The 25,761-nt window shown below is 59.5% G+C and carries 26 protein-coding genes; 21 read left to right on the top strand and 5 right to left on the bottom strand.

Going from position 1 to position 25,761, the window contains the following annotated elements; all coding sequences use genetic code 11:
- Nucleotides 1-56 precede the first annotated feature (56 nt).
- From secA to JFT63_RS08830, 3 genes are all read left to right on the top strand, one after another.
- On the top strand, nt 57-2,792 hold the full coding sequence (gene secA, locus JFT63_RS08820) for a preprotein translocase subunit SecA (protein WP_057704412.1): 2,736 nt from the start codon (nt 57-59) through the stop codon (nt 2,790-2,792).
- A gap of 123 nt (nt 2,793-2,915) precedes the next feature.
- A complete protein-coding gene (argJ, locus tag JFT63_RS08825) occupies nt 2,916-4,133 on the top strand; it encodes a bifunctional glutamate N-acetyltransferase/amino-acid acetyltransferase ArgJ (RefSeq protein ID WP_065895085.1) in 1,218 nt (405 codons plus the stop codon).
- Nucleotides 4,134-4,274: 141 nt separating this feature from the next.
- Nucleotides 4,275-5,219 carry a Nudix family hydrolase gene (locus tag JFT63_RS08830; RefSeq protein WP_057704414.1) on the top strand — a complete coding sequence of 315 codons (945 nt, stop codon included), beginning with the start codon at nt 4,275-4,277 and terminating at the stop codon, nt 5,217-5,219.
- 115 nt (nt 5,220-5,334) lie between these two features.
- Here JFT63_RS08830 and JFT63_RS08835 read toward each other — a convergent pair whose 3' ends face one another.
- From JFT63_RS08835 to JFT63_RS08845, 3 genes are read right to left on the bottom strand one after another with little or no spacing between them, the layout of a single operon-like run.
- A complete protein-coding gene (locus JFT63_RS08835) occupies nt 5,335-5,913 on the bottom strand; it encodes a cob(I)yrinic acid a,c-diamide adenosyltransferase (protein ID WP_198706736.1) in 579 nt (192 codons plus the stop codon).
- Between the two features lie 2 nt (nt 5,914-5,915).
- Nucleotides 5,916-7,952: a sensor histidine kinase gene (locus JFT63_RS08840; RefSeq protein WP_198843794.1), complete on the bottom strand. Its 2,037-nt coding sequence runs from the start codon at nt 7,950-7,952 to the stop codon at nt 5,916-5,918.
- Nucleotides 7,953-7,998: 46 nt separating this feature from the next.
- Nucleotides 7,999-8,916: a putative 2-dehydropantoate 2-reductase gene (locus tag JFT63_RS08845; RefSeq protein ID WP_198843795.1), complete on the bottom strand. Its 918-nt coding sequence runs from the start codon at nt 8,914-8,916 to the stop codon at nt 7,999-8,001.
- Between the two features lie 123 nt (nt 8,917-9,039).
- On the opposite strand from JFT63_RS08845, the gene JFT63_RS08850 reads away from it, so the two are divergent.
- Nucleotides 9,040-9,525 carry a YajQ family cyclic di-GMP-binding protein gene (locus JFT63_RS08850; RefSeq protein ID WP_003193880.1) on the top strand — a complete coding sequence of 162 codons (486 nt, stop codon included), beginning with the start codon at nt 9,040-9,042 and terminating at the stop codon, nt 9,523-9,525.
- Between the two features lie 137 nt (nt 9,526-9,662).
- On the top strand, nt 9,663-10,505 hold the full coding sequence (locus JFT63_RS08855) for a mechanosensitive ion channel family protein (RefSeq protein WP_054898004.1): 843 nt from the start codon (nt 9,663-9,665) through the stop codon (nt 10,503-10,505).
- Nucleotides 10,506-10,686: 181 nt separating this feature from the next.
- On the opposite strand, the gene JFT63_RS08860 is transcribed toward JFT63_RS08855, so the two are convergent.
- Nucleotides 10,687-11,985 carry an OprD family porin gene (locus JFT63_RS08860; RefSeq protein ID WP_044267846.1) on the bottom strand — a complete coding sequence of 433 codons (1,299 nt, stop codon included), beginning with the start codon at nt 11,983-11,985 and terminating at the stop codon, nt 10,687-10,689.
- A gap of 743 nt (nt 11,986-12,728) precedes the next feature.
- On the opposite strand from JFT63_RS08860, the gene JFT63_RS08865 reads away from it, so the two are divergent.
- Nucleotides 12,729-13,154 carry an HIT domain-containing protein gene (locus JFT63_RS08865; protein ID WP_198843796.1) on the top strand — a complete coding sequence of 142 codons (426 nt, stop codon included), beginning with the start codon at nt 12,729-12,731 and terminating at the stop codon, nt 13,152-13,154.
- A 3-nt stretch (nt 13,155-13,157) separates the two neighbouring features.
- Nucleotides 13,158-13,364 (top strand): SlyX family protein, encoded by a 207-nt coding sequence (locus JFT63_RS08870; protein WP_017847119.1) that lies wholly within the window; start codon nt 13,158-13,160, stop codon nt 13,362-13,364.
- A 73-nt stretch (nt 13,365-13,437) separates the two neighbouring features.
- On the opposite strand, the gene JFT63_RS29880 is transcribed toward JFT63_RS08870, so the two are convergent.
- On the bottom strand, nt 13,438-14,040 hold the full coding sequence (locus tag JFT63_RS29880; RefSeq protein ID WP_005790922.1) for a cold-shock protein: 603 nt from the start codon (nt 14,038-14,040) through the stop codon (nt 13,438-13,440).
- A 430-nt stretch (nt 14,041-14,470) separates the two neighbouring features.
- Here JFT63_RS29880 and JFT63_RS08880 point away from each other — a divergent pair, with 430 nt between their 5' ends.
- The 14 genes from JFT63_RS08880 (at nt 14,471) to pal (ending at nt 25,757) form a co-directional block, all read left to right on the top strand.
- Nucleotides 14,471-14,944, top strand: a complete 474-nt coding sequence (locus JFT63_RS08880; RefSeq protein WP_003193874.1) for a Dps family protein — start codon at nt 14,471-14,473, stop codon at nt 14,942-14,944.
- A 181-nt stretch (nt 14,945-15,125) separates the two neighbouring features.
- Nucleotides 15,126-15,479 carry a ribbon-helix-helix domain-containing protein gene (locus JFT63_RS08885; protein WP_057704420.1) on the top strand — a complete coding sequence of 118 codons (354 nt, stop codon included), beginning with the start codon at nt 15,126-15,128 and terminating at the stop codon, nt 15,477-15,479.
- Nucleotides 15,480-15,649: 170 nt separating this feature from the next.
- Nucleotides 15,650-15,871 (top strand): FmdB family zinc ribbon protein, encoded by a 222-nt coding sequence (locus tag JFT63_RS08890; RefSeq protein WP_003193872.1) that lies wholly within the window; start codon nt 15,650-15,652, stop codon nt 15,869-15,871.
- Nucleotides 15,872-15,979: 108 nt separating this feature from the next.
- The gene (aspS, locus tag JFT63_RS08895; RefSeq protein WP_005790914.1) at nt 15,980-17,755 is read left to right on the top strand and encodes an aspartate--tRNA ligase; all 1,776 of its coding nucleotides are present in this window, start codon (nt 15,980-15,982) and stop codon (nt 17,753-17,755) included.
- 135 nt (nt 17,756-17,890) lie between these two features.
- Complete coding sequence (locus JFT63_RS08900; RefSeq protein ID WP_057704421.1) at nt 17,891-18,637, top strand: YebC/PmpR family DNA-binding transcriptional regulator; 747 nt, start codon at nt 17,891-17,893, stop codon at nt 18,635-18,637.
- Between the two features lie 171 nt (nt 18,638-18,808).
- Nucleotides 18,809-19,333, top strand: coding sequence for a crossover junction endodeoxyribonuclease RuvC (gene ruvC, locus JFT63_RS08905; protein WP_003193869.1), 525 nt, complete (start codon nt 18,809-18,811; stop codon nt 19,331-19,333).
- 68 nt (nt 19,334-19,401) lie between these two features.
- Nucleotides 19,402-20,013: a Holliday junction branch migration protein RuvA gene (gene ruvA, locus JFT63_RS08910; protein WP_198843797.1), complete on the top strand. Its 612-nt coding sequence runs from the start codon at nt 19,402-19,404 to the stop codon at nt 20,011-20,013.
- Nucleotides 20,014-21,072, top strand: a complete 1,059-nt coding sequence (gene ruvB, locus JFT63_RS08915; protein WP_003193867.1) for a Holliday junction branch migration DNA helicase RuvB — start codon at nt 20,014-20,016, stop codon at nt 21,070-21,072.
- A gap of 129 nt (nt 21,073-21,201) precedes the next feature.
- The gene (gene ybgC / locus JFT63_RS08920; RefSeq protein WP_014719714.1) at nt 21,202-21,657 is read left to right on the top strand and encodes a tol-pal system-associated acyl-CoA thioesterase; all 456 of its coding nucleotides are present in this window, start codon (nt 21,202-21,204) and stop codon (nt 21,655-21,657) included.
- A gap of 1 nt (nt 21,658) precedes the next feature.
- The gene (gene tolQ / locus JFT63_RS08925; protein WP_003193865.1) at nt 21,659-22,354 is read left to right on the top strand and encodes a protein TolQ; all 696 of its coding nucleotides are present in this window, start codon (nt 21,659-21,661) and stop codon (nt 22,352-22,354) included.
- A 23-nt stretch (nt 22,355-22,377) separates the two neighbouring features.
- Nucleotides 22,378-22,830 carry a protein TolR gene (gene tolR, locus JFT63_RS08930; protein WP_161793227.1) on the top strand — a complete coding sequence of 151 codons (453 nt, stop codon included), beginning with the start codon at nt 22,378-22,380 and terminating at the stop codon, nt 22,828-22,830.
- Nucleotides 22,830-23,903 carry a cell envelope integrity protein TolA gene (gene tolA, locus JFT63_RS08935; protein WP_003193863.1) on the top strand — a complete coding sequence of 358 codons (1,074 nt, stop codon included), beginning with the start codon at nt 22,830-22,832 and terminating at the stop codon, nt 23,901-23,903. The genes tolR and tolA overlap by 1 nt, the downstream gene beginning before the upstream one ends.
- Before the next feature lie 17 nt (nt 23,904-23,920).
- Nucleotides 23,921-25,201 (top strand): Tol-Pal system beta propeller repeat protein TolB, encoded by a 1,281-nt coding sequence (tolB, locus tag JFT63_RS08940; protein WP_032874245.1) that lies wholly within the window; start codon nt 23,921-23,923, stop codon nt 25,199-25,201.
- Nucleotides 25,202-25,256: 55 nt separating this feature from the next.
- The gene (gene pal / locus JFT63_RS08945) at nt 25,257-25,757 is read left to right on the top strand and encodes a peptidoglycan-associated lipoprotein Pal (protein ID WP_003193861.1); all 501 of its coding nucleotides are present in this window, start codon (nt 25,257-25,259) and stop codon (nt 25,755-25,757) included.
- Nucleotides 25,758-25,761: the final 4 nt, after the last annotated feature.

The following is a 25,761-nucleotide window of genomic DNA, read 5'->3' on the forward strand; positions in this document are numbered from 1 at the left end:
TGCTCGGGCCACTCACGGTGCGCCCTCCATCCCTATGTGTGGAAGAACCTGCCGATATGTTTGCGCCTTTGTTAAAGAAACTTTTTGGAAGCAAGAATGAGCGCGAAGTCAAACGCATGCTCAAGACGGTGCAGCTGGTCAATGCCTTCGAGGAGCAGATGGTTGCTCTGTCGGACGAGCAATTGCGCGCCAAGACCCAAGAGTTCAAGGCCCGCATAGCCAAAGGTGAAACCCTCGACAAGCTGCTGCCCGAAGCCTTCGCGGTCGCCCGCGAAGCCGGTAAGCGCGTCATGGGCATGCGCCACTTCGACGTTCAGTTGATCGGCGGCATGACCTTGCATGAAGGCATGATTGCCGAAATGCGTACCGGTGAAGGCAAGACCCTGGTGGCAACCCTGGGCGTTTACCTCAACGCACTGTCCGGCAAGGGCGTGCACGTTGTGACGGTGAACGACTACCTGGCCCGCCGGGACGCTAACTGGATGCGCCCGCTGTATGAATTCCTCGGCCTGACCGTCGGCGTGGTAACGCCGTTCCAGCCGCCGGAAGAGAAGCGCGCCGCGTACGCCTGCGACATCACCTACGGCACCAACAACGAATTCGGTTTCGACTACCTGCGCGACAACATGGCGTTCAGCATGGATGAAAAATTCCAGCGTGAACTCAACTTTGCCGTGATCGACGAAGTCGACTCCATCCTCATCGACGAAGCCCGTACCCCGCTGATCATCTCCGGCCAGGCCGAAGACAGCTCGCGCCTGTACACCGAGATCAACAAGTTGATCCCGCGCCTGGAGCAGCACATCGAGGAAGTGGAAGGCGTGGTGACCAAAGAAGGTCACTTCACCATCGACGAGAAGACCCGCCAGGTCGAACTCAACGAAGCCGGTCACCAGTTTGTCGAAGAAATGCTCACCCAGATCGGCGAGCTGGCCGAAGGTGAAAGCCTGTACTCGGCGCATAACCTGGGCCTGTTGACCCACGTGTACGCCGGCCTGCGCGCTCACAAGCTGTTCCATCGCAACGTTGAATACATCGTGCAGGACGGCCAGGTCGTGCTGGTTGACGAACACACCGGTCGTACCATGCCCGGTCGTCGCCTGTCCGAAGGCCTGCACCAGGCCATCGAAGCGAAGGAACACCTCAACATCCAGGCCGAAAGCCAGACGTTGGCGTCCACCACCTTCCAGAACTACTTCCGTCTGTACAACAAACTGTCCGGCATGACCGGTACGGCCGACACCGAAGCGTTCGAATTCCACCAGATCTACAACCTGGCTGTGATGGTCATTCCGCCGAACAAGCCGTTGGCGCGTAAAGACTACAACGACCTGGTGTTCCTGACCGCCGAAGAGAAATACGCGGCGATCATCAACGACATCAAGGACGGCATGGCCAAGGGCCGCCCGATCCTGGTGGGTACCGCCACCATCGAGACTTCCGAGCACGTGTCCAACCTGCTTAACAAGGAAGGCATCGAGCACAAGGTACTGAACGCCAAGTTCCACGAAAAAGAAGCCGAGATCATTGCCCAGGCCGGTCGCCCAGGCGCGCTGACCATCGCCACCAACATGGCCGGTCGTGGTACCGACATCCTGTTGGGCGGCAACTGGGAAGTGGAAGTGGCCTCGCTCGATAACCCGACCCCTGAGCAGATCGCCCAGATCAAGGCTGACTGGCAGAAGCGCCACCAGGCCGTGCTGGAATCCGGTGGTTTGCAGGTGATCGCCTCCGAGCGTCACGAATCGCGCCGTATCGACAACCAGTTGCGTGGCCGTGCCGGTCGTCAGGGTGACGCCGGTTCCAGCCGTTTCTACCTGTCGCTGGAAGACAGCCTGATGCGCATCTTCGCCTCTGATCGGGTGAAGAACTTCATGAAGGCTCTGGGCATGCAGTCCGGTGAAGCGATCGAGCACCGCATGGTGACCAACGCCATCGAGAAGGCCCAGCGCAAGGTTGAAGGTCGCAACTTCGACATTCGTAAGCAACTGCTTGAGTTCGACGACGTCAACAACGAACAGCGTAAAGTGATCTATCACATGCGTAACACGTTGCTGGCTGCCGACAACATTGGCGAGACCATCGCTGATTTCCGTCAGGACGTGCTCAACGCTACCGTCAGCGCCCACATCCCGCCACAGTCCCTGCCTGAGCAGTGGGATGTCGCCGGCCTGGAAGCGGCATTGAAGAGCGACTTTGGTGTCGACTTGCCGGTTCAGCAGTGGCTGGACGAAGACGACCACCTGTACGAAGAAACCCTGCGCGAAAAACTGATGGCCGAACTGCTGGCCGCGTACAACGAGAAAGAAGAGCAGGCGAGTGCCGAAGCACTGCGCACCTTCGAGAAGCAAATCGTGTTGCGCGTGCTGGATGACCTGTGGAAAGACCACCTGTCGACCATGGACCACCTGCGTCACGGTATCCACCTGCGCGGTTATGCCCAGAAGAACCCGAAGCAGGAGTACAAGCGCGAGTCGTTCACGCTGTTCTCCGAACTGCTGGATTCGATCAAGCGCGATTCGATTCGCGTGCTCTCCCACGTTCAGGTGCGTCGTGAAGACCCGATCGAGGAAGAGGCACGCCTGCGTCAGGAAGCCGAGGCGCTGGCTGCGCGCATGCAGTTCCAGCATGACGAGGCACCGGGCCTGGAAGCACCTGAGGCGTTGGGCGAAGAGGTCGACGTGGCCCTGGCTCAAAGCCCGGTTCGCAATGATCAGAAACTGGGCCGCAACGAGCTGTGCTTCTGCGGTTCGGGCAAGAAATACAAACACTGCCACGGCCAGATCGAATAAGATTTTCGCCTGACGCTGCAACACCCCGCGCCGCGACCGGCATCAGCCGTCGCGGCGTTTTGCCATTAATTCCCACCGTCGATAGCGACGGCACAGACATCATCTATTTCAAGGAGCGCATACATGGCTGTTGGTCTTGGTCCTTTGCCCACATTGCACCCGGTCGCCGGTTTTGAACTCGGTATTGCTTCGGCCGGCATCAAGCGCCCGGGGCGTAAGGATGTGGTAGTGATGCGCTGTGCCGAAGGCTCGACCGTGGCGGGAGTGTTCACCCTCAACGCCTTTTGCGCTGCGCCGGTGATTCTGGCCAAGCAACGGGTGGCCGGATCGATTCGCTACCTGCTGACCAATACCGGCAACGCTAACGCTGGCACCGGTGAGCCTGGCCTGGTGGCAGCTGCGCGCACCTGCGCCAAGCTGGCGCAACTGACCGGCGTGGACGCCAGCCAGGTGCTGCCGTACTCCACCGGTGTGATCGGTGAGCCGCTGCCGGTGGAAAAAATCGAAGGTGCCCTCCAGGCCGCGCTGGATGACCTGTCTGTGGATAACTGGGCGGCTGCGGCCACCGGCATCATGACCACCGACACCCTGCCAAAAGGCGCGAGCCGCCAGTTCGTGCATGACGGCGTGACCGTCACCGTGACCGGTATCAGCAAGGGCGCAGGCATGATCCGCCCGAACATGGCTACCATGCTCGGCTATATCGCCACCGACGCCAAAGTCTCCCGCGATGTGCTGCAACGCCTGATGCTCGATGGCGCCAACAAGTCGTTCAACCGCATCACCATCGACGGCGACACCTCCACCAACGACTGCTGCATGCTGATCGCCACTGGCCAGGCCAACCTGCCGGAAATCACCTCTACCGAAGGCCCATTGTTTGCGGCGTTGAAGCAGGCAGTGTTTGAAGTGTGCATGGACGTGGCCCAGGCCATCGTGCGCGACGGCGAGGGCGCGACCAAGTTCGTCACGGTTGAAGTCAATGGCGGCGGCAATCATCAGGAATGCCTGGATGTAGGCTACACCGTGGCGCACTCGCCGCTGATCAAGACTGCGTTGTTTGCATCGGACCCGAACTGGGGCCGCATCCTGGCTGCCGTTGGCCGTGCCGGCGTGCCGGACCTGGACGTAAGCAAGATCGACGTGTTCCTGGGTGACGTGTGCATCGCCAGCCGTGGCGCCCGCGCCGAAACCTACACCGAAGCCCAGGGTTCGGCGGTAATGCAGCAGGAAGAGATCACTATCCGCATCGAACTGGGCCGCGGCGAGTGCAGCGAAACCATCTGGACCACAGACCTGTCCCACGAATACGTGAAGATCAACGCGGAATACCGTACCTGAAAATGACCCTCCCCCTGTAGGAGCGAGCTTGCTCGCGAAAAACTCAATGCCACCGCGGTCATCCAGAATGCACGCGTTATCGTTGACGTTCTTCGCGAGCAAGCTCGCTCCTACAAGGGCTCAACAAGAGGAAGCAGTGGTGTGAAACGAGTGCATGTAGCAGCCGCGGTGATCCGCGGTGTCGACGGCAGGATCCTGTTGGCGCGCCGTGCCGATACCCAGCATCAAGGCGGCCTCTGGGAATTTCCCGGCGGCAAGGTGGAGGCCGATGAGTCGGTCACCACGGCCTTGTCCCGTGAATTGCAGGAAGAGCTGGGCATCCAGGTCATCACGGCGCGGCCGCTGATCAAGGTGCAGCATGACTACCCGGACAAACAGGTATTGCTGGATGTCTGGGAAGTCTCGGCCTTTACCGGCGAGCCCCATGGCGCCGAAGGGCAGCCATTGGAATGGGTGTCGCCGCGGGACTTGCTCAACTATGAGTTCCCGGCGGCGAATGCGCCGATCGTTGCCGCTGCGCGCCTGCCCGCCGAGTACCTGATCACCCCCGGTGAGCTGGAAACCCCGACATTGTTGCGCGGTATCCAGAAGGCTATCGCCGGTGGTACCAAGCTGGTTCAACTGCGTGCGCCTAACGGCTACGACCCCAAATACCGTGACCTGGCGGTGGATGCGGTGGGCCTGTGTGCAGGCAAGGCGCAACTGATGCTCAAGGGGCCGTTCGAGTGGCTGGGTGATTTCCCCGCCGCCGGCTGGCATATGACCTCGGCGCAGTTGCGCAAATACGCGAGCAAGGGCCGGCCGCTGCCCAAAGACCGCTGGTTGGCGGCGTCCTGCCACAACGCGGAAGAACTGGCGCTGGCAGAGATGATGGACGTGGATTTTGTCACGCTGTCGCCGGTGCAGCCGACCCAGACCCATCCGGATGCCCAGCCGTTGGGTTGGGAGCAGGTGCAGCAGTTGATCGCCGGGTTCAGCAAGCCGGTGTTTCTGCTGGGCGGGGTTGGGCCTGCGCAGCGGGAGCAGGCTTGGGAAGCTGGTGCGCAAGGTGTGGCAGGTATTCGCGCGTTCTGGCCGCAGGTGTGATGCAGCTCTGATGGCCCCATCGCAGCTAAGCCAGCCCCACATTTGATAGGTGAACAACTTCAAGTGTGGGAGCTGGCTTGCCTGCGATGGGGCACTATCAAGCGCCACATTATGCTCAGTGTGGCTTGGCCGCCGCCTGCCACAACACTTCCGCAACCCCCTGGCGCTTGGCAATCACCCTGGCCGCCACAAACAGCAAATCCGACAACCGATTGATATACGCCAGCCCCACACCCTCCAACGGCTCCACCGCATTCAGGTGCTGACAGCGGCGTTCGGCGCTGCGCGCCAGGCTGCGGCACACATGGGCTTGGGCGATCAACGCCGAACCGCCAGGCAGAATGAAGTTCTCCAGCGGCCCAACCTCCTCATTCCAGCGATCAATCGCCGCTTCCAGCCGATCCACTTCCGCGGCATTGAGTGCCTTGTACACCGGCATCGCCAGCTCACCGCCCAGGTCAAACAAACGATGCTGACAAGGGGTGAGCACCTCAATCACATCCATTAACGCCGGATGCTTGCCGCTTTGTTCTTCCAGGTTGGCCAGCAGCAAACCCAACTGGCTGTTCAGCGTATCCACCTCGCCAATCGCCTCCACGCGCGGGTGGTCCTTGGGTACGCGGCGGCCATCGCCGAGGCCGGTTTCGCCCTTGTCGCCGGTACGGGTGTAGATTTTCGACAGGCGAAAGCCCATGGTCAGTGCTCCAGTTGGGTAAGTTCAGTGGCGGGCAATTGGCTGCCGGCAAGGGGCAGGCGCAAGGTAAAGCAGGTGCCCTGGCCCAGGGTGGAATGCACTTCCATCTGGCCCTTGTGGTTGTTGGTAATGATGAAATACGACACCGACAGTCCAAGCCCGGTGCCCTGGCCGATTTCCTTGGTAGTGAAGAACGGTTCGAACGTGCGTTTGCGCACGTTTTCGCTCATGCCGATGCCGTTGTCTTCCACCTGGATTTCCGCCCACGGCGGGTTGAGGCGGGTGCGCAGGATGATGCGCCCCGGCTCGCTGTCGTCCTCGCGCAGGTGAATCGCCTGGGCGGCGTTTTTCAGCAGGTTGAGCAGCACTTGCTCCAGCTCGTTGGCGGTGCCAGGCACGGGGCCCAGTTGCGGGTCGAACTGGCGGATGATCGCTTGGCCCTTGAAGTCGAAGCCAATGGTGAGGTCGAAATCGTTGCCGGCAATTTCCACGGCCTGGTCGATCAGGGCCGGCAAGTCGCAGGGTGCCATCTGACGATTACTGCGCCGACTGAAGCTGAGCATGTGGGTGACGATTTTCGCCGCTCGCGCGCCAGCCTGTTGAATGCCGTCCAGCAATTTCGGGACTTCGCGGCCTTGCAGGTAGTGATTGACCGTGTCCAGCTCAATCCCCACTTGCTCGGCAAGCTCCAGGTTTTTGGGCAGGTCGGGGGACAGGCGCCGCCGAATGTTCTGCACGTTATGCAGGATCGCGCCCAGCGGGTTGTTGATTTCATGGGCCATGCCGGCCGCGAGACCGCCGACCGAGAGCATTTTTTCCGATTGCACCATCATTTCTTCCAGGGACAGGCGCTGGGTGATGTCGTCGATCCGGATCACCACCCCGCGCCCGGCACCGCCCATTAACGGGTAGAACGTCAGGGCGTAATGCTTGGGCTCGTCGTCCTTGACCCAGGTGACCCGCTCGATCCGTTCCACCGTGTGCTGCTCCACCGTCGCCTTGATTTGCGGCAGGTACGGCTTAAGCGGCTGGAAGGCGAGAAAGATCGGTTGATTCAGGGCTTCGTCCAGGCGCGTACCGGAAAGGGCGGTGGCCTCCTGGTTCCACTGGGTGACGTAGAGCTGTTCATCCAGGGCGATCAGCGCCGAGGGCATCGAGTCGATGATGCTGTTGAGGTAGTTCTGGAAACCCGTGAGTTTTTTCTCGATCTTGCTGCGCACCTGAACTTCCAGTTCCAGCTTGCGGTTGGTATGCCGGGTTTCTTCGGCCAAACCCTGGGCCTGGTCGTAAGCGGCCTGGGAGTCGTCGCGTGCGCGCTTGAGCTGTTGCTCGCGGGCTTCGATCCGCGACAGCATGGTGTTGAAGGCTTCGGCCAGGCTGCCGATTTCATCACGGTTGCCAGGCCCGGCGCGCAGGGCGTAGTTCTCTTCGCGGGTGACCTGGCGCGACAGTTCTTCCAGTTCATGGATGGGCCGCGTGATCAGGCGTTTGATCTGCCGGGCGATGACCAGCCACAGCAACACACTGAAGATCAGGATACCCAGGCTCGCGGTCAGCGTGCCGGTATAGAAGGCCACCGGCAACTCACTGCTGGCCACCAGCAGCAAATGCCCGGAAGGCTGGGCGCCGCGGGGCAGGGTGATGACTTGGTTGCTGCGAAACTCGGTAACACGCCATGCTTCGATATGCCGGTAGTGGTCCGGCAGGTGCAGGCGGTCGCCGTGTTGCATCTGCGCCAGACGGTTGCCTTCGCCGTCGTACAAGGCCGCGGCGCGCAGGGGGGAATAGCTGGTCAGTTCGTTGAGCAGTGCCTCGGCCTTGGCCGGCGATTCGAGCGCCTGGGCGGCAAGCGACGGGTTGGACACCAGCCGACCGATGGCCTGCAACGCCTGGGGGGCCATGCTTTCCTGAGAGATCCAGTAAGCGGCGCTGATAAACGTCAGGTTGGCCACCAGCAATACGGTGGTCAACAGCACCAGCAGGGCCGCCAGCAGTTTCTGCCCTACCGGTAGATTTTCAAGACGCTGGCGCAGTGGCATCAGGGTTTTCCCAGGTGATAGACAGGTAGGCAGGGTAGCGCGTGCCTCAGTCGCTGGCCAATCCGCGTGCGAGCAAATGCGCCACCAACCGCGCGTGCACCTGTTGTAGATGCAGCACTGCCAACTGATGACGGGCCGCGGCCTGGCACGCGTAGCCCAGCAAGTAACTGATCTCTGTACGCCGGGCGTTGGCGACGTCCTGGTACATGGAGGAATAGTTGGCGGCGGTGGCCTGGATCACCCGCTCGACTTCGCTGTGCAAGTCCTGTGCAGCGGCAGGCTGGCCGCAGCGCTCCAGCAGTTCGGCCAGTTCGGCGCAGAGCGTGGCGACCTCGCAGTGGTGGGCGCTCAAGCCGCCGTTGCGGCAGTGGTACAGCACGGTCAGTGGGTTGATGGCGCAATTGAGCGCCAGCTTGCGCCACAGGCGCGTGAGGATATCGGTGGCCCATTCATGGGGAATGCCTGCCGCTTGCAAATCATCCAGCCACAGCGGCGGGGTGGGATGGCTCGCATCCCCCAGCCAGGTGTAGCCATGGCCGGCAAATACCACCCGCCAATCGCCATCGCGAAACGCGCCTTCGGTGCTGGAGGCAAAGATGCAGCGCGCCGACGGCCATTGCGCCGCCACGGCGTCCTGGCTGCCGAGGCCGTTTTGCAACAGGATCAGCTCGGCGTCCGGTGCGAGTCGATGCTGCAACTGGGCGATGGCGCTTTGGGCGTCGTAGGCTTTGCACGCCACCAGCAGACGCCGAATCGGCTCCGGGCTGTCAGGCGTTTCCCCGATGACCGGATAAGTCTGTTCCACGCCGTGTTCCACCAGGGTCAACCCTTGGCCGGCGCGATAGCTGGCCAGGCGTGCCGGGTTACGAAGAATCAGCCTGACGGGCACGCCTGCGCGGGCCAGCCGTGTGGCCCAGAGCGTGCCCAGGCTGCCGGCGCCAAGAATATGCCAGGTGGTCGACATCAGTGTGTGCTCCATAAGGTCGCCAGCGGTGAACGGCGCGAAAGAACCGCTATAATGCCCCGGCATTTTAGCTCGGGCGCGCTCCATCTCTACTGAGCCCGCCCCTTATATTGGAGAAATCACATGCCTTCGTTCGACGTGGTATCTGAACTGGACAAACACGAAGTCACCAACGCCGTCGAGAACGCCGTCAAGGAGTTGGACCGTCGCTATGACCTGAAAGGCAAAGGCAGCTTCGAATTCAAGGAAAAGGAACTGACCGTCAACCTGACCGCTGAAGCCGATTTCCAGCTGGAAGCGATGATCGAGATCCTTAAGCTGGCCCTGGTCAAGCGCAAGATCGACGTGCAATGCCTGGAGGTCAAGGACGCCTACGCTTCCGGCAAGCTGATGAAGCAGGAAGCCGTGCTCAAGGAAGGCATCGACAAGGAGCTGGCCAAGAAGATCGTCGCTCACATCAAGGACGCCAAGCTCAAGGTCCAGGCCGCCATCCAGGGCGAGCAGGTTCGCGTCACCGGCAAGAAGCGTGATGACCTGCAAGAGGCTATTGCAGCTCTGCGCGCCAAGACCTTCGACATGCCGCTGCAGTTCAATAACTTCCGCGACTGATGGCACTTTGGGGAACCTGTGGGCACTTTTGACGTCCCACGCCCCAAGCATCATTGCCTACAATTGAGCCCTTCGGGGCTCAATTGCGTTGTCAGGCAGTCAATACAGCCTTATCGCCGTACAACAGGAGAAAGTAGATGGATTTGAACGCTGAAATGGATCACCTGATCAAGACCTCCCAGTCTTGGCTCCCTATGATCATGGAATACGGCAGCCGCGTATTGCTGGCGTTGGTCACCCTGGCCATCGGCTGGTGGCTGATCAACGTCTTGACTCACCGCGTGGGCCGTCTGCTGGCCATGCGTAACGCTGACTTGGCACTGCAACACTTCATCACCAGCCTTGCTAACATCGCGCTCAAAGTCATGCTGGTGGTCAACGTGGCCTCGATGATTGGTGTGGCCACCACCTCGTTCGTTGCGGCGATCGGTGCCGCTACCCTGGCAATCGGCCTGGCCTTGCAAGGCAGCCTGGCGAACTTTGCCGGCGGCGTGTTGATTCTGTTGTTCCGCCCGTTCCGTATCGGTGACTGGATAGAAGCCCAGGGTACCTCGGGTACCGTCGACAGCATCCAGATCTTCCACACGGTGCTGCGTACCGGCGACAACAAGACGGTGATCATCCCCAACGGCAGCCTGTCCAACGGTCTTATCACCAACACCAACCGCCAGCCGACCCGCAAGGTTGTGTTTGACGTGGGTGTGGACTATGAGGCGGACCTGCAGAAGGCCCGTGAAGTGCTGCTGGCTTTGGCTGAAGACCCGCGTGTACTGAAGGACCCTGCCGCCGTGGCGGTGGTGTCGACGTTGGGCGACAGTTCCATCACCGTCTCCCTGCGTTGCTGGACCAACACACCGGATTATTGGGACGTGATGTTTATGTTCAATGAACTGGCGCGTGACCGTTTGAAAGCGGCCGGGATTGATATTCCGTTTCCGCAACGGGTTATTCGGGTGATGCAGGAAAGTGCGCCGAAGTAACTTGGCGTGATGCTATCGAAGTTGGCCGAAAGGTCAGCTTTGAAAAACTAGTTACTTAGCTTGCTAGTTGTTTTGTTGGTTGAAACAAAACTGCAATAAAAAAGCCGCTCCCTGTTAACCAGAGGAGCGGCTTTTTGTTTAAGGCCGAGGCCTCAAGTCATCGTTGTAATTGAACCGGCAATTACAAGATGTTCAGCGGGTAGTTCGCGATCAGACGCAGTTCGTCGATCGACGGCGAACCGTAGTAAACGCCATCGCCGGAGCGGTAAGTCGCTTGACGCAGACGCAGGCTGAGGTCTTTGGCCGGGCCGCTCTGAATCACGTACTTGGCTTCGATGTCGCGTTCCCACTCTTTGCCGTTGCTGGTAGTGCCGGTGTTGGCGCCGCTACCGGTGACGTAGCGCGTCATGAAGCTCAGGCCAGGAATGCCGAAGGTCGCCATGTTGATGTCGTAACGCGCCTGGTAGGACTTCTCGCCTTCGGCGTTGAAGTCGGAACGGGCGATGGAGTTGGCCAGGAATACTGTGCCGCCGCCGTCTACGCCGTAACCGTAGTCACCGTCACCGGTAACCTTTTGGGCGGCGAGGGTGAAGGTGTGCGCGCCGATGGTGTACGCACCCTGCAAGCTGAAGGCGCGGTTATCGAGCTTGGTCACGCCATCCTTCTCTGCACGTTGCAGGCCGGCGCCGTCGCTCTTGGTGTCGTAGATGTTGAAGTCCAGCGCGAACGACTGATCATCGCTCAGGGCGTGGGTCCAGTTCAGGTTGCTGTAGTACTTGCGGAAGTAGTCTTCGGTCTTGGCGTAGTACAGGCTGCCGGTGAATTCCGGGGTGAATGCGTAGACGCCGCCGACGAAGTCGGTTTTGGTCAGGCCCAGGCTGTCATGGTAGGTCTGGTTTTGCGCGACGCTGGAGGTGAAGTGGCCGCCCTCAAGCTTCAGGCCCTTGATCTCGTTGCTGGTGATCGAGATACCTTGTGGCAGCTCCGGCAACAGACGGCTGTCATCAGAGGCGAATACCGGTGCGGTGGTGTACTGGTCACCCACTTTCAAGACGGTATTGGAGATGCGGAACTTAACTGCGCCGCCGCCTTTGGAGTAGTCGTCCTGCGAGCGACCGTCGGAACCGGTAGGGAACAGCCCCGTGCCGGCGCGACCCTTGCCGCTGTCGAGCTTGAGGCCCATCAGGCCGATCACGTCCACACCGACACCAATGGTGCCTTGGGTGAAGCCCGATTCGTACAGGGCATTGAAGCCCAGGCCGGTTTCTTCGGCACGGCTTTTACGCTTGCCGTTGACGGTGCTGTAACCGCCTCCTGGCTCATTACGGAAGTCGCGGCTGAAGTACAGAGCGCGAGTATTGATGCTGAAAGTACTGTCTTCAACAAAGCCCTTGGAATCGTCCTGGGCGGACGCCATTGCGAACTGCGAGGTGCCTGCTGAAACAGCCAGGGCGATCATGCTCCACTTCATCACGCGCATCGTGATTTGCTCCTTTGGTTTTAGGAAGAGTACTGCCGTCCCACCTGTATTTTTATCTGGGCGGCTCTTTCTGTTATGGGTGCCAGCGTAAAGCTATATCACGCAGGCCCTTATGACGATACTTGCCCATCTTTCCTTTCAGCTTCTTTACGAGGCTGTCGTAAATCGCTAGATCCATGTCGCAAATTCACAGCCCGAATGTAACAAGGCTGACAACTTCAATGCTGTTTCACACTTATTTTAAAGTTTGAACTCGTCCATGAAACACATTGAAACGCTGCTGTTGTTTATCGCGAAACACCTGCTTCCAGACGGGTGCCGTTGTCGACGATACGGGGGTGAATGCAACAAGCGTGCTCAAACCGGCGACCGAATGTCATTTTTTCGTGAAAAGTGTGATGGGCGTGTAAAAACCGCATAAGCACGGGCCTTTTACGCCGTTTGGTTTGGGCTTGACGCCCAGGGTGTTACCGCTCTTGGGTGCTACGCAAAACCTGTACCTGGGTAAAACGTTACCGGTTCACCCCTCTAAGTGGGTAATTGGCGGATCCCTTTGACGCACGAGTGGGTCATTTTGGTGCGTGCCGTTGAGGCCCGGTCTAGCGTGGATCAACTATTTTTCTGCCTTCAAAAGGTGCATTTTTTCACCTGTCTGCCTCAGGGCATTCAGGATTGGCCGTGAAGCCTTGGGCGTTCGAAGGTATGCTGGGCGCCTGTCCCGACCTGCCGAACGGAGTGCCTACGTGTTCGCCTTAGATCAACGCCTGCAACAAGACACCTTGGCCATTGGGGACTTCCGGCTCTGTCGCTTGCTGCTGTCCAATGACGCCAATTACCCCTGGTTCATTCTGGTGCCACGCATCGACGGTATCAGCGAAGTGTTTCAACTGGATGTCGCCGATCAACAAACCTTGTGGCAAGAAACGACAGCCCTGGCGCAATGGCTTAACGAGGGGCTGGCCGCTGACAAGATGAACATCGGCGCGCTGGGGAACGTCGTCAGCCAATTGCATGTGCATGTGATCGTGCGCAAACGCGATGACGCCGCCTGGCCGGCGCCAGTGTGGGGCAAGCATCCGGCCCGGCCCTATACCCAAGAGCAAGTGGCGGCGATCCGCGCTCGATTGCGCGAGCTGTTGCCTGCCGACTTCATCTTTACCCAGGACTGAATCATGGACCTGCAAGACCGCGTTACCGACCTGGAAAGCCGCCTGGCCTTTCAGGACGACACCATCGAGACCCTCAACGACATCCTGGTGACACAGCAGCGGGCGGTTGAGCGCCTGCAGTTGCAAATGACCGCCTTGCTCAAACGCCAGGAAGAAATGGGCGGCCAGTTCGAGTCATCTGAAGAAGAAGCGCCACCGCCGCACTATTAAAAAGCGCAGGCCATAAAAAACCGCGATCCAGCCAACGCCGGATCGCGGTTTTTTTTGCTGCGAAGGCTTGGGATCAGCGACGCGGCAGGGCAGCGATGACGTCTTCGGCTTGCAGGCCCTTGTCACGGTTCATCACCGAGAACTCCACACGCTGGCCTTCGACCAGAACGCGGTGGCCTTCGCCACGGATCGCCCGGAAGTGGACGAAGATATCGTCGCCCGAATCGCGGGAAATGAAGCCGAAGCCTTTGGAGGTGTTGAACCACTTGACGGTACCGGTATCGCGGTTGGTCATGTCGTAGTTTTGCGACGCGGCCGCCGGGGACGAACGGTAGAAGCTGATGGCCAGGTGAAGAACGATGGCAACCACAGCAATCACCAGGCTGAGCAGGATGGCCGGATGGCCGCCGACTTCAGGCATGGGCGCCAGGAGGGTGAGGGTTTGTACCACAACAGTCAGCACCAGCAGCGCACTGACCAGGTTTTGCAGTTGATGACGCGTGCCTTTGTTCCAGTAAGGGATTACCGGTGCAAGCGTCAGGTTAAGAAGGCCGAACAAGGCCAGGTACAGAGCGTCATGTTGTTGCAGGTAGGGCAGGCTTTCAGGCTGCAGGCTCGGGATAAAGGACAGCAGCAAAGCTGCAACGCCCGTTAGCAGGTGGACGATTTTCAACATTTTGATTAACTCACGTTAAGACGGATCACAAGGAAGAGCTGACTGGCACGGTTCGCTTCTGAACAATGGGAGGCGTTGAGCACGTGCGCGGGTATCAGCCTATGTGACGTGCCGCAGGAATAAACGGCAGCCACACCGCGTCTATTTAACAGCAAAGGCCGTGCCTACTCAAATCAAGCATTTCTGGGTGTTGCGACGGCAACGGCATTTGTGCGGCAAACGCTTGTCCTAGACAGGTGCAGGATTTTTTGGCGGGCTTTGCGAGACCGTTCCTACGGGCAAAAAGGCTTGCCAATTCGCGACTTGCAAGCGATGCGGGGCGATTTGTCGCAGGCCGCCTGGGGGGGGGGCGGGCTGCATGCCGCCCACTCTCTTGCTAGAGTGGTCCTGCACCTGATCAATGAATACTCGTCAATTGAAGGGGAAAAACATGGCAATCGATATTGGTATCAGTGAAGAAGACCGTAAGTCCATCGTCGACGGACTTTCACGACTGCTGTCCGATACCTATGTTCTGTATCTGAAGACCCACAACTTCCATTGGAACGTCACAGGCCCCATGTTTCGTACGCTGCACTTGATGTTCGAGGAGCAGTACAACGAATTGGCGCTGGCGGTGGACTCCATTGCCGAGCGCATCCGTGCCCTGGGTTTCCCGGCGCCGGGCGCCTATTCGATCTATGCCCGCCTGTCTTCGATCAAGGAAGAAGAGGGTGTGCCGAGTGCCGAAGAGATGATCAAGCAACTGGTGGCCGGCCAGGAAGCCGTTACCCGTACCGCGCGAGGCATCTTCCCGTTGCTCGACAAGGTCAGCGATGAACCGACGGCCGACCTGTTGACCCAGCGTATGCAGGTACACGAGAAAACCGCGTGGATGCTGCGTTCCCTGCTCGAAAACCAGTAACTGTCGAACCCGGGCGGCGCTGTTTCGGCGCTGCCTGCTTGTTTCCCTGCGCTTCCTGGCTTTGTCCTACGACTAACGACTCCCCGTCTTCTGGCTGCTGCACGCCTGGTGCTGTTTTATAGGCCCATCGTTCAATGGGAGAAGCCCATTGGCTGCTGTTTGGCAATGGAGTGTCGGGTGTATGTCACGTGGAATGGGTAAGGGAGTGATGGAAACCTGTGGTTTTCACAAGATAAAGGTCGACCCTTTTGCGAAAGGGTTCGATATGGGGCTGGCCAAGCCGTTGTCGCGGTCGGTCAGGCTCAATGGGTTTTCGACCTGTCTGCGGCTTGAGCAGATCTACTGGAACATCCTCACGGAGATCGCCAGGATCAACACCTGTTCGGTCAGTGCCTTGTTGTCCTATGTCGATCGGGAAGTGCATTTGCGCTATGGAGGCGTGAAGAACTTCAGCGGGCTGGTCAGGGTGGTATGCGTGGTGCATGTGCTCAAGGGCCGGGTCGCTCCCGCCGCCGAGGGCACCTTTGCGCCGTAGCCCGGCGGCCCCGAGCCCGGCCTTCATCCTTGGGGGCCGGGCCCGGGGCAGAAAGCCGGCTGCGCTGTGTCGATTTACCAGATATAATCCCGCGCTTTGCTGCGCATGCCGGGGCTTTATGCACAGGGCAGGGCGTGGCGCTGTAACGATCTGATCGCCGAGACATCTCCATGCCCATGTACGACTATCAATGCGCTTCCTGTGGTCATCAGTTGGAAGCCATTCAGAAGATCAGCGCAGCGCCGCTGGTCGATTGCCCTGCCTGCCAGGCACCTGAGTTGAAGAAGATGTTGTCCATGCCGGGCTTCCGCCTGAGCGGCAGCGGCTGGTACGAGACTGATTTCAAGACCGGTGCCAAGAAGAACCTGGCCGGCGGCGACAAAGCAGACTGAGTTGAACTCTACGCGCAGGGTCCTGCATTATCCGTCCCCTGCTTTAATGTACGGTGACGAGGCGGGCCTGCCACCGAATTTCGAATTACGAGAAGTGAAACCACGACCATGATGCGCAGCCACTATTGCGGCCAACTGAACGAGACCCTGGAAGGTCAGGAAATCACCCTTTGCGGATGGGTTCACCGTCGCCGCGACCACGGCGGGGTGATCTTCCTCGATATCCGTGATCGCGATGGTCTGGCCCAGGTAGTGTTCGACCCGGACCGCGCCGAGAGCTTCGCCGCCGCCGACCGCGTGCGCAGCGAATACGTAGTGAAGATCACCGGCAAGGTACGCCTGCGTCCGGCCGGTGCCGTGAACAAGAACATGGCGTCCGGCGGCATCGAAGTGCTGGGCTATGAGCTGGAAGTGCTGAACGAGTCGGAAACCCCGCCGTTCCCACTCAACGAATACTCCGACGTTGGCGAAGAAACCCGCCTGCGCTACCGCTTCCTGGACCTGCGTCGTCCGGAAATGGCCGAGAAGCTGCGCCTGCGTTCGCGCATGACCACCAGCATCCGCCGCTTCCTGGATGAAAACGGCTTCCTCGACGTCGAAACGCCGATCCTCACACGGGCCACCCCGGAAGGCGCGCGCGACTACCTGGTACCGAGCCGCACCCACGCCGGCAGCTTCTTCGCCTTGCCGCAATCGCCGCAGCTGTTCAAGCAACTGCTGATGGTGGCCGGTTTTGACCGCTACTACCAGATCGCCAAGTGCTTCCGCGACGAAGACCTGCGTGCCGATCGCCAGCCGGAATTCACCCAGATCGACATCGAGACCAGCTTCCTCGATGAAAAAGAGATCATGGGCCTGACCGAGCAGATGATCCGCAACCTGTTCAAGGAAGTGCTGGACCTGGAGTTCGGCGAATTCCCGCACATGACCTTCGAAGAAGCCATGCGTCGCTACGGTTCCGACAAGCCAGACCTGCGTAACCCGCTGGAACTGGTGGACGTGGCCGACCAGCTCAAGGACGTCGACTTCAAGGTGTTCAGCGGCCCGGCCAACGACCCGAAATGCCGCATCGCCGCCCTGCGCGTGCCTGGCGGCGCGAGCATGCCGCGCAAGCAGATCGACGACTACACCAAGTTCGTGGGCATTTACGGTGCCAAGGGCCTGGCGTACATCAAGGTCAACGAGCGTGCCAACGGCGTTGACGGCCTGCAATCGCCGATCGTGAAAAACATCCCTGAAGCCAACCTGAACACGATCCTTGATCGCGTCGGTGCGGTTGACGGCGACATCGTATTCTTCGGCGCCGACAAGGCCAAGATCGTCAGCGAGGCCCTGGGCGCGCTCCGTATCAAGCTCGGTCATGACCTGAACCTGCTGACCTGCGAATGGGCACCGATGTGGGTTGTGGACTTCCCGATGTTCGAAGAGAACGACGACGGCAGCTTCAGCGCCTTGCACCACCCTTTCACCGCGCCGAAGTGCTCCCCGCAAGAGCTGGAAGCCAACCCGGCAGGCGCGCTGTCCCGTGCCTACGACATGGTGTTGAACGGTACTGAACTGGGTGGCGGTTCGATCCGTATCCACCGCAAAGAGATGCAACAAGCGGTGTTCCGCCTGCTGGGCATCAACGAAGCGGAACAGGAAGAGAAGTTCGGCTTCCTGCTCGACGCCCTGAAATACGGCGCGCCGCCGCACGGTGGTTTGGCGTTCGGCCTGGACCGTCTGGTGATGCTGATGACCGGCGCCCAGTCGATCCGTGAAGTGATCGCCTTCCCGAAAACCCAGAGCGCTGCGGACGTCATGACCCAGGCCCCGGGTGTGGTGGATGCCAAGGCCTTGCGTGAACTGCACATCCGTCTGCGCGAGACGCCGAAGGCTGAGTAAGGCTGCAGCGTGAAAGCGCGATAAGGTTGTACGCAGTCAAAAAGGCGCATCTTCGGATGCGCCTTTGCGTTTAAAAGAGGGAAATCTCGCCTGGGCGGGATTGATAAGGTTTCTAGAGAATTTCGGAGTTGTGTTATGGCTGGCCATTCCAAGTGGGCGAACATCAAGCACCGCAAAGAGCGTCAGGATGCCAAGAAGGGCAAGATCTTCACCAAGTGGATTCGCGAACTGACCGTCGCTGCCCGTCAGGGCGGTGGTGACCCGGGCTCCAACCCGCGTCTGCGCCTGGCGCTGGACAAGGCGTTGGGCGCCAACATGAGCCGCGACATCATCGACCGCGCCGTGGCCCGTGGTGCCGGTGCGGCCGACACCGACGATATGGTCGAACTGACCTATGAAGGCTACGGCCCGGGCGGCGTGGCGGTGATGGTCGAATGCATGACCGACAACCGCAACCGTACCGCGGCAGCCGTGCGCCATGCGTTCAGCAAGTGCGGTGGCAACCTCGGCACGGATGGCTCGGTAGCCTACCTGTTCGAGCGCAAGGGGCAGATCACCTTCGCACCCGGCACCGATGAAGACGCGCTGATGGAGGCCGCGATGGAAGCGGACGCCGACGACGTGGTCACCAATGAAGACGGCTCCATCGACGTGTTTACCTCGTTCGCCAGCTTCTATGCCGTGCGTAATGCCCTGGAAGCCGCTGGTTTCAGCGGCACCGACGCCGAAATCGTGATGCTGCCGACCACCAGTGCCGAGCTGGACCTGGAGGGGGCGCAGAAGGTGTTGAAGATGCTGGACATGCTTGAAGACCTGGATGACGTGCAGAATGTGTATTCGAATGCCGACATCCCTGAGTCTGTGGCCGAACAGCTCACTTAAGAACGATGAGTATCCACTGTGGGAGCTGGCTTGCCTGCGATAGCATCACCTCGATTTGACAGAAGCACCGAGGTGCCCGCATCGCAGGCAAGCCAGCTCCCACAGGGGTTCTATGCTGTTGCACACATGTGTGCCTGGCACATACCGTTGTAAATCCAACCCGCAGGCGTTATGACTTTAATCCTAGGTATCGACCCCGGTTCGCGCATCACGGGTTTTGGCGTGGTGCAGCAGACCCCGCGCGGCTGTGTCTATGTCGCTTCGGGCTGCATCCGCACCGGCGCAGGGGAATTGGCCGAGCGGCTGCAGATCGTTTATCGCGGCGTACGTGAAGTCATCCAGACCTACGGCCCGGTCACCATGGGCATTGAAAAAGTCTTCATGGCCAAAAACGCCGATTCGGCGCTTAAGCTCGGCCAGGCCCGAGGTGCGGCTATCGTGGCCGGCGCCGAAGAGGGCATGGAGATTGCTGAATACACCGCGACCCAGGTCAAGCAGGCCGTGGTCGGCACCGGTGGCGCCAACAAGGAGCAGGTGCAGATGATGGTGATGCACATGCTCAAGCTCACGTCAAAACCACAAATCGACGCCTCCGACGCCCTGGCCATCGCCATTTGCCATGCGCACACTCGTTCCAGCCTGCTGCCTCACGGCTTGGGTACGGCACGTAGTCGTGGCGGGCGGCTGCGTCTCTGATAGCATCAGCGCATTCGTTATTTGCGGTCAGGCGCTGATCTGACCCCCAAGTTTTAAGGATGTGAACCGTGATTGGACGCTTGCGCGGCACCCTGGCCGAGAAACAGCCGCCGCACCTGATTCTGGATGTGAATGGATTGGGTTATGAGCTGGAAGTGCCCATGACCACGTTGTACCGTTTGCCGTCGGTCGGCGAACCGATAACCTTGCACACGCATTTAGTGGTGCGTGAAGACGCGCAACTGCTCTATGGTTTCATCGGCAAGCGTGACCGCGATTTCTTCCGCGAGCTGATTCGGCTCAATGGCGTGGGGCCCAAACTGGCCCTGGCGCTGATGTCGAGCCTGGAAGTGGATGAGCTGGTGCGGGCCGTTTCAGCCCAGGACACCTCGGCCCTGACCAAGGTGCCGGGGGTGGGCAAGAAAACCGCCGAGCGCCTTCTGGTAGAACTCAAGGACCGCTTCAAAGCCTGGGAAGTGGTGCCGAGCATGTTCGCCCTGGTGCCGAACCAGCCGGATATACCGGCAGGCCAGGTCGCCAGTGCCGAAAACGATGCCGTCAGTGCGTTGATCTCCCTGGGCTACAAGCCTCAGGAAGCCAGCAAGGCGGTATCGGCCATCAAGGACAAGAACCTGAGCAGCGAAGACATGATCCGCCGAGCCCTGAAGGGAATGATTTAAGTGATTGAAGCTGATCGTCTGATCGCGGCCACCGGCCCGCGTGACCGTGAAGAAGTCCAGGACCGGGCCATCCGCCCCCTGAGCCTGGCCGAATACATCGGCCAGCCCACCGTGCGCGAGCAGATGGAGCTGTTCATCCAGGCCGCGCGCGGGCGCAGTGAGTCCCTGGACCACACCCTGATCTTCGGCCCGCCGGGTTTGGGCAAGACCACTCTGGCCAATATCATCGCCCAGGAAATGGGCGTGTCGATCAAGTCCACCTCCGGCCCGGTGCTTGAGCGTCCTGGCGACTTGGCCGCGCTGCTGACCAATCTTGAACCCCATGACGTGCTGTTTATCGACGAAATCCATCGCTTGTCGCCTATTGTCGAAGAAGTGCTCTACCCGGCCATGGAAGACTTCCAGCTCGACATCATGATCGGCGAAGGCCCGGCGGCCCGTTCGATCAAGCTCGACCTGCCGCCCTTTACCCTGGTGGGCGCCACCACCCGCGCGGGTATGTTGACCAACCCGTTGCGAGACCGTTTCGGCATTGTTCAACGTCTAGAGTTCTATAGCACCGCCGATCTGGCGACCATTGTCAGCCGTTCGGCGAGCATCCTTGGCTTGCCCCTGGACCCGGAAGGCGCTTTTGAAATCGCTCGACGCGCCCGTGGCACGCCACGAATCGCCAACCGCCTGCTGCGCCGCGTGCGCGACTTTGCCGAGGTGCGCGCCAAGGGCCACATCACCAAGGCGGTGGCGGACCTGGCCTTGAACCTGCTGGATGTGGACGAGCATGGCTTTGATCACCAGGATCGACGCCTACTTTTGACCATGATCGAGAAATTCGACGGTGGCCCGGTCGGCGTGGACAGCCTGGCCGCAGCCATCAGTGAAGAGCGCCATACCATTGAGGATGTGCTGGAACCGTACCTGATTCAGCAAGGCTACATCATGCGTACCCCGCGGGGCAGGGTGGTGACGCGCCATGCTTATTTGCACTTCGGGCTAAACATTCCGTCACGATTGGGAGAGATGCCCGTGGTAGACGAATTCCTCGATGCGGTAGACGATTAAAAAGCTTACGCCGGACGATTTATCTGAGCTTTGTGCTGTCCCAGTGTCTGGCGTCGTCATTTGAAAGCGTTCAGGAATGAAAAAACAGTTGCCCAGCCAATTGGCAACCTGAGGAGTAAGCACTAGAGTATGCGCGCGCAAAACGGGGATCAGTCGTTCGCACATCGCTGTCGCGTTTATTACGAGGACACCGATGCCGGCGGCATCGTTTATTACGTCAATTACCTGAAATTCATGGAACGGGCTCGAACCGAGCGGCTGCGGGAGTTGGGTTTTGCCCAGTCCGAGCTTGTAGGCGAGGACCTGTTATTCGTCGTGCACTCCAGCGAGGCGCGGTATTACGCGCCGGCGCGACTGGACGATGAGTTGCTGGTCAGCGCTGAAGTCATCGAATTGAACCGTGCCAGCCTGCGTTTCAAACAGCAGGTCAGGCGGGCCACGGATGCAACGCTGCTCTGTGAGGGGCAGTTCCTGGTGGCGTGTGTGCGCACCAACAGCTTGAAACCTCGGGCCATTCCCGAAACTCTACGCGCGGCCTTTGCCGCCGTGAGCGGCGCGGGTCAACAATCAAAGCAGGAGATTTAGCGTGGAACCTACCGTCGTCGACCATTCCTCCATGTGGAGCCTGGTCAGCAATGCCAGTGTTGTGGTTCAACTGGTTATGCTGACCCTGGTAGCCGCATCGGTTACCTCTTGGGTCATGATTTTTCAGCGCAGCAACATGTTGCGCGCCGGTCGACGTGCCCTGGAGAGCTTTGAAGAGCGCTTCTGGTCGGGTATCGACCTGTCCAAACTGTACCGCCAGGCCGGCAGCAACCCGGATCCGGATTCGGGCGTCGAGCAGATCTTCCGTGCCGGCTTCAAGGAGTTCTCGCGCCTGCGCCAACAGCCGGGTGTCGATCCTGAAGCGGTGATGGAAGGTGTGGCCCGTGCCATGCGCGTGGCCATCTCCCGTGAAGAAGAGAAACTTGAGCAGGGCCTGCCGTTCCTCGCCACCGTCGGTTCCGTCAGCCCGTATATCGGCCTGTTCGGTACCGTATGGGGGATCATGAACTCCTTCCGCGGCCTGGCCCAGGCGCAGCAAGCCACCCTGGCCACCGTGGCCCCGGGTATTGCCGAAGCGTTGATCGCCACCGCGATCGGCCTGTTCGCCGCTATCCCCGCAGTAATCGCCTACAACCGTTTTGCCGCAACCAGCGAAACCTTGATCGGCCGTTACTACACCTTCGCCGATGAATTCCAGGCGATCCTGCACCGTAAAGTGCACACCAGCGAAGAATAAGCAGGTAATTCCCAATGGCTTTAATCGCTCGAGCTCGCAAAAAGCGCAAGCCGGTCGCCGAGATGAACGTAGTGCCCTACATCGACGTGATGCTGGTGCTGCTGGTGATCTTCATGGTGACCGCGCCGATGCTCAACCAGGGCGTGAAGGTTGATCTGCCCAAGGTTTCCAGTGAAGCCTTGCCGCAGGACAACAACACTCAGGTCCTGACTATTTCGATCAAGGCTGACAAGACCTATTACTGGAACCTTGGCAGCGAAGTCGACACGCAAAAGCAGCAGGACAAGGCCCTGACCTTGCCGGCCATGACTGATGCGGTGACCAAGATCATTCGCTCCGGCAACGAAGGCGGCAAGCACACCCAGGTATTTATCCGCGGCGACAAATCGGTCGACTACGGCTCCGTCATGGGTGCCATGGGCGGGCTGCAGAAGGCCGGCGTCGGTAACGTTGGCTTGATTACCGAGGCGCCCTGATGCAGCAACAGCGAGAGCCGTCCGCCTCGGAAAGCTACTTCTGGCCTGGCGTGTGGGCAATTGCCCTGCACGTCCTGGTGTTCGGCATGCTGTTTGTCAGCTTTGCCATGACCCCGGACCTGCCGCCAGCCAAGCCGATCGTGCAGGCGACCCTGTATCAGCTGAAATCGAAAAGCCAGGCCACCACCCAGACCAATCAGAAGATTGCGGGTGAGGCCCAGAAGTCGGCTGCGCGCCAGACTGAAGTCGAGCAGATGGAACAGAAGAAGGTCGAGCAGGAAGCGGTGAAGGCTGCTGCGGAACAAAAGAAAGAAGAGGCGGCTCAAAAGGCCGAGGAATCGAAAAAGGCTGACGAAGCCAAGAAAGCCGACGAGGCGAAAAAGGCTGATGAAGCCAAGAAAGCCGAGAAAGCTGCCGAAGCGAAAAAGGCCGAAGAGAAACAATTGGCTGATATAGCCAAGAAGAAATCGGAAGAAGAAGCCAAAAAGGCTGCCGAAGAAGAGGCCAAGAAAAAGGCCGCTGAAGAAGCCAAGAAAAAGATAGTCGAAGACGCGAAGAAGAAAGCCGCCGAAGACGCCAAGAAAAAAGCTGAAGCAGACGAGGCGAAGAAGAAAGTCGCCGACGAAGCGAAGAAGAAAGCTGCCGCCGACGCCTCCAAGAAAAAGGCCCAGGAAGCAGCACGCAAATCCGCCGAAGAGAAAAAGGCTCAGGCCCTGGCAGATTTGCTTTCCGACACGCCGCAGCGTCAGCAAGCCTTGGCCGATGAGCGTGGCGATGAAGTCGCGGGCAGTTTCGACGACCTGATTCGGGCACGGGCAGCAGAAGGCTGGACACGTCCACCTTCGGCACGCAAAGGCATGACAGTAGTGCTGCAGATCGGCATGTTGCCGGACGGTACGGTGACTTCGGTCAGCGTGGCCAAGTCCAGTGGTGACGGTTCGTTCGACAGTTCGGCGGTTGCCGCAGTCAAGAATATTGGCCGGTTGACCGAGATGCAGGGAATGAAACCGAGTGACTTCGCTCCCTATCGTTCATTCAAGATGACATTCACACCTGAGGATCTAGCCTTGTGAGAAACCTTCTTCGAGGAATGCTTGTCGTTATTTGCTGTATGGCAGGGATAGCGGCGGCGGATGAAAAGAACATCCTGGTAACCAGCGGCAGTGATCGGGCCACACCGATTGCGGTAGTTCCGTTCGGTTGGCAGGGCGGCAGCGTGCTGCCGGACGACATGGCCCAGATCGTCAGCGACGACCTGCGTAACTCCGGTTACTACGCGCCGATTCCAAAAGGCAACATGATCAGCCAGCCAACCCAGGCCAGCGAAGTCATCTTCCGTGACTGGAAGGCGGTCGGTGCCCAGTACCTGATGGTCGGCAGCATCACCCCGGCCGGCGGTCGCCTGCAGATCCAGTACACGTTGTTCAACGTGGCCACCGAGCAGCAGGTTCTGACCGGCAGCGTATCGGGGACCGCCGAACAACTGCGCGACATGGCTCACTACATCTCGGACCAGTCGTTTGAAAAACTCACCGGTATCAAGGGGGCGTTCTCGACGCGCCTGTTGTACGTCACCGCTGAGCGTTTCTCGGTAGACAACACGCGCTACACCCTGCAGCGTTCGGACTACGACGGTGCACGTGCAGTGACCTTGCTGCAGTCCCGTGAGCCAATCCTGTCGCCGCGCTTCGCGCCGGACGGCAAGCGTATTGCCTACGTATCGTTCGAGCAGCGTCGCCCGCGTATCTTCGTGCAGCACATTGATACGGGTCGTCGCGAGCAGATCACCAACTTTGAAGGCCTCAACGGTGCGCCGGCCTGGTCGCCGGATGGTTCGCGCCTGGCGTTCGTGCTGTCCAAGGACGGCAACCCGGATATCTACGTGATGAACATGGCTTCGCGCCAACTGAGTCGCGTAACCAGCGGCCCGGGCATCAACACCGAACCGTTCTGGGGTAAGGATGGTTCGACCATCTACTTCACCTCCGACCGTGGCGGCAAGCCTCAGGTTTACAAGGCAAACGTGAATGGCGGCGGCGCGGAGCGTGTGACCTTTATTGGTAACTACAACGCCAACCCGAAGCTTTCGGCCGATGAAAAGACGTTGGTGATGATTCACCGTCAGGATGGTTTCACTAATTTCCGGGTTGCGGCCCAGGATTTGCAGCGTGGAACGGTAAAAATCCTTACAGACACCAACCTTGATGAGTCAGCCACTGTTGCGCCCAACGGCACCATGGTAATCTACGCCACCCGCCAGCAGGGCCGGGGAGTCTTGATGCTCGTGTCCATCAATGGACGCGTAAGGCTCCCACTTCCTACCGCACAAGGCGAAGTCAGAGAACCATCCTGGTCCCCTTACCTGAACTGACGCGGCGCTACAAAAAGAAGTACTTAACACACTGGGGTTCATTAGGAGTTTCACGATGGAAATGCTGAAGTTTGGTAAGTTTGCTGCTCTGGCTCTGGCTCTGTCCGTAGCCGTTGGTTGCTCCTCTAAAGGCGGCGACAATGCCGGTGAAGGCGCAGCTGTTGATCCAAACGCTGGTTACGGCGCTAACACTGGTGCGGTCGACGGCTCCCTGAGCGAAGAAGCTGCTCTGCGCGCTATCACCACTTTCTACTTCGAATACGACAGTTCGGACCTGAAGCCAGAAGCCATGCGCGCTCTGGACGTTCACGCCAAGGACCTGAAAGCTAACGGCGCTCGCGTTGTTCTGGAAGGTAACACTGACGCCCGTGGTACTCGTGAGTACAACATGGCACTGGGCGAGCGTCGTGCGAAAGCCGTTCAGCGCTACCTGGTACTGCAAGGTGTTGCTCCAGGCCAACTGGAACTGGTTTCCTACGGTAAAGAGCGTCCAGTTGCAACTGGCAACGACGAACAGTCGTGGGCTCAGAACCGTCGCGTCGAACTGCGTAAGTAATTCG

It is taken from the genome of Pseudomonas sp. MF7453, from assembly GCF_016405455.1.
Classification (GTDB): Bacteria; Pseudomonadota; Gammaproteobacteria; order Pseudomonadales; family Pseudomonadaceae; genus Aquipseudomonas; species Aquipseudomonas paralactis.

What these genes read in the sequence shown, in the direction of transcription:
- secA (WP_057704412.1), top strand. Translation starts at nt 57, where the DNA reads ATGTTTGCGCCTTTGTTAAAGAAACTTTTTGGAAGCAAGAATGAGCGC.
- argJ (WP_065895085.1), top strand. Translation starts at nt 2,916, where the DNA reads ATGGCTGTTGGTCTTGGTCCTTTGCCCACATTGCACCCGGTCGCCGGT.
- JFT63_RS08835 (WP_198706736.1), bottom strand. Translation starts at nt 5,913, where the DNA reads ATGGGCTTTCGCCTGTCGAAAATCTACACCCGTACCGGCGACAAGGGC.
- JFT63_RS08840 (WP_198843794.1), bottom strand. Translation starts at nt 7,952, where the DNA reads ATGCCACTGCGCCAGCGTCTTGAAAATCTACCGGTAGGGCAGAAACTG.
- JFT63_RS08845 (WP_198843795.1), bottom strand. Translation starts at nt 8,916, where the DNA reads ATGTCGACCACCTGGCATATTCTTGGCGCCGGCAGCCTGGGCACGCTC.
- JFT63_RS08850 (WP_003193880.1), top strand. Translation starts at nt 9,040, where the DNA reads ATGCCTTCGTTCGACGTGGTATCTGAACTGGACAAACACGAAGTCACC.
- JFT63_RS08855 (WP_054898004.1), top strand. Translation starts at nt 9,663, where the DNA reads ATGGATTTGAACGCTGAAATGGATCACCTGATCAAGACCTCCCAGTCT.
- JFT63_RS08860 (WP_044267846.1), bottom strand. Translation starts at nt 11,985, where the DNA reads ATGCGCGTGATGAAGTGGAGCATGATCGCCCTGGCTGTTTCAGCAGGC.
- JFT63_RS08870 (WP_017847119.1), top strand. Translation starts at nt 13,158, where the DNA reads ATGGACCTGCAAGACCGCGTTACCGACCTGGAAAGCCGCCTGGCCTTT.
- JFT63_RS29880 (WP_005790922.1), bottom strand. Translation starts at nt 14,040, where the DNA reads ATGTTGAAAATCGTCCACCTGCTAACGGGCGTTGCAGCTTTGCTGCTG.
- JFT63_RS08880 (WP_003193874.1), top strand. Translation starts at nt 14,471, where the DNA reads ATGGCAATCGATATTGGTATCAGTGAAGAAGACCGTAAGTCCATCGTC.
- JFT63_RS08885 (WP_057704420.1), top strand. Translation starts at nt 15,126, where the DNA reads ATGTCACGTGGAATGGGTAAGGGAGTGATGGAAACCTGTGGTTTTCAC.
- JFT63_RS08890 (WP_003193872.1), top strand. Translation starts at nt 15,650, where the DNA reads ATGCCCATGTACGACTATCAATGCGCTTCCTGTGGTCATCAGTTGGAA.
- aspS (WP_005790914.1), top strand. Translation starts at nt 15,980, where the DNA reads ATGATGCGCAGCCACTATTGCGGCCAACTGAACGAGACCCTGGAAGGT.
- JFT63_RS08900 (WP_057704421.1), top strand. Translation starts at nt 17,891, where the DNA reads ATGGCTGGCCATTCCAAGTGGGCGAACATCAAGCACCGCAAAGAGCGT.
- ruvC (WP_003193869.1), top strand. Translation starts at nt 18,809, where the DNA reads ATGACTTTAATCCTAGGTATCGACCCCGGTTCGCGCATCACGGGTTTT.
- ybgC (WP_014719714.1), top strand. Translation starts at nt 21,202, where the DNA reads ATGCGCGCGCAAAACGGGGATCAGTCGTTCGCACATCGCTGTCGCGTT.
- tolA (WP_003193863.1), top strand. Translation starts at nt 22,830, where the DNA reads ATGCAGCAACAGCGAGAGCCGTCCGCCTCGGAAAGCTACTTCTGGCCT.
- tolB (WP_032874245.1), top strand. Translation starts at nt 23,921, where the DNA reads ATGCTTGTCGTTATTTGCTGTATGGCAGGGATAGCGGCGGCGGATGAA.
- pal (WP_003193861.1), top strand. Translation starts at nt 25,257, where the DNA reads ATGGAAATGCTGAAGTTTGGTAAGTTTGCTGCTCTGGCTCTGGCTCTG.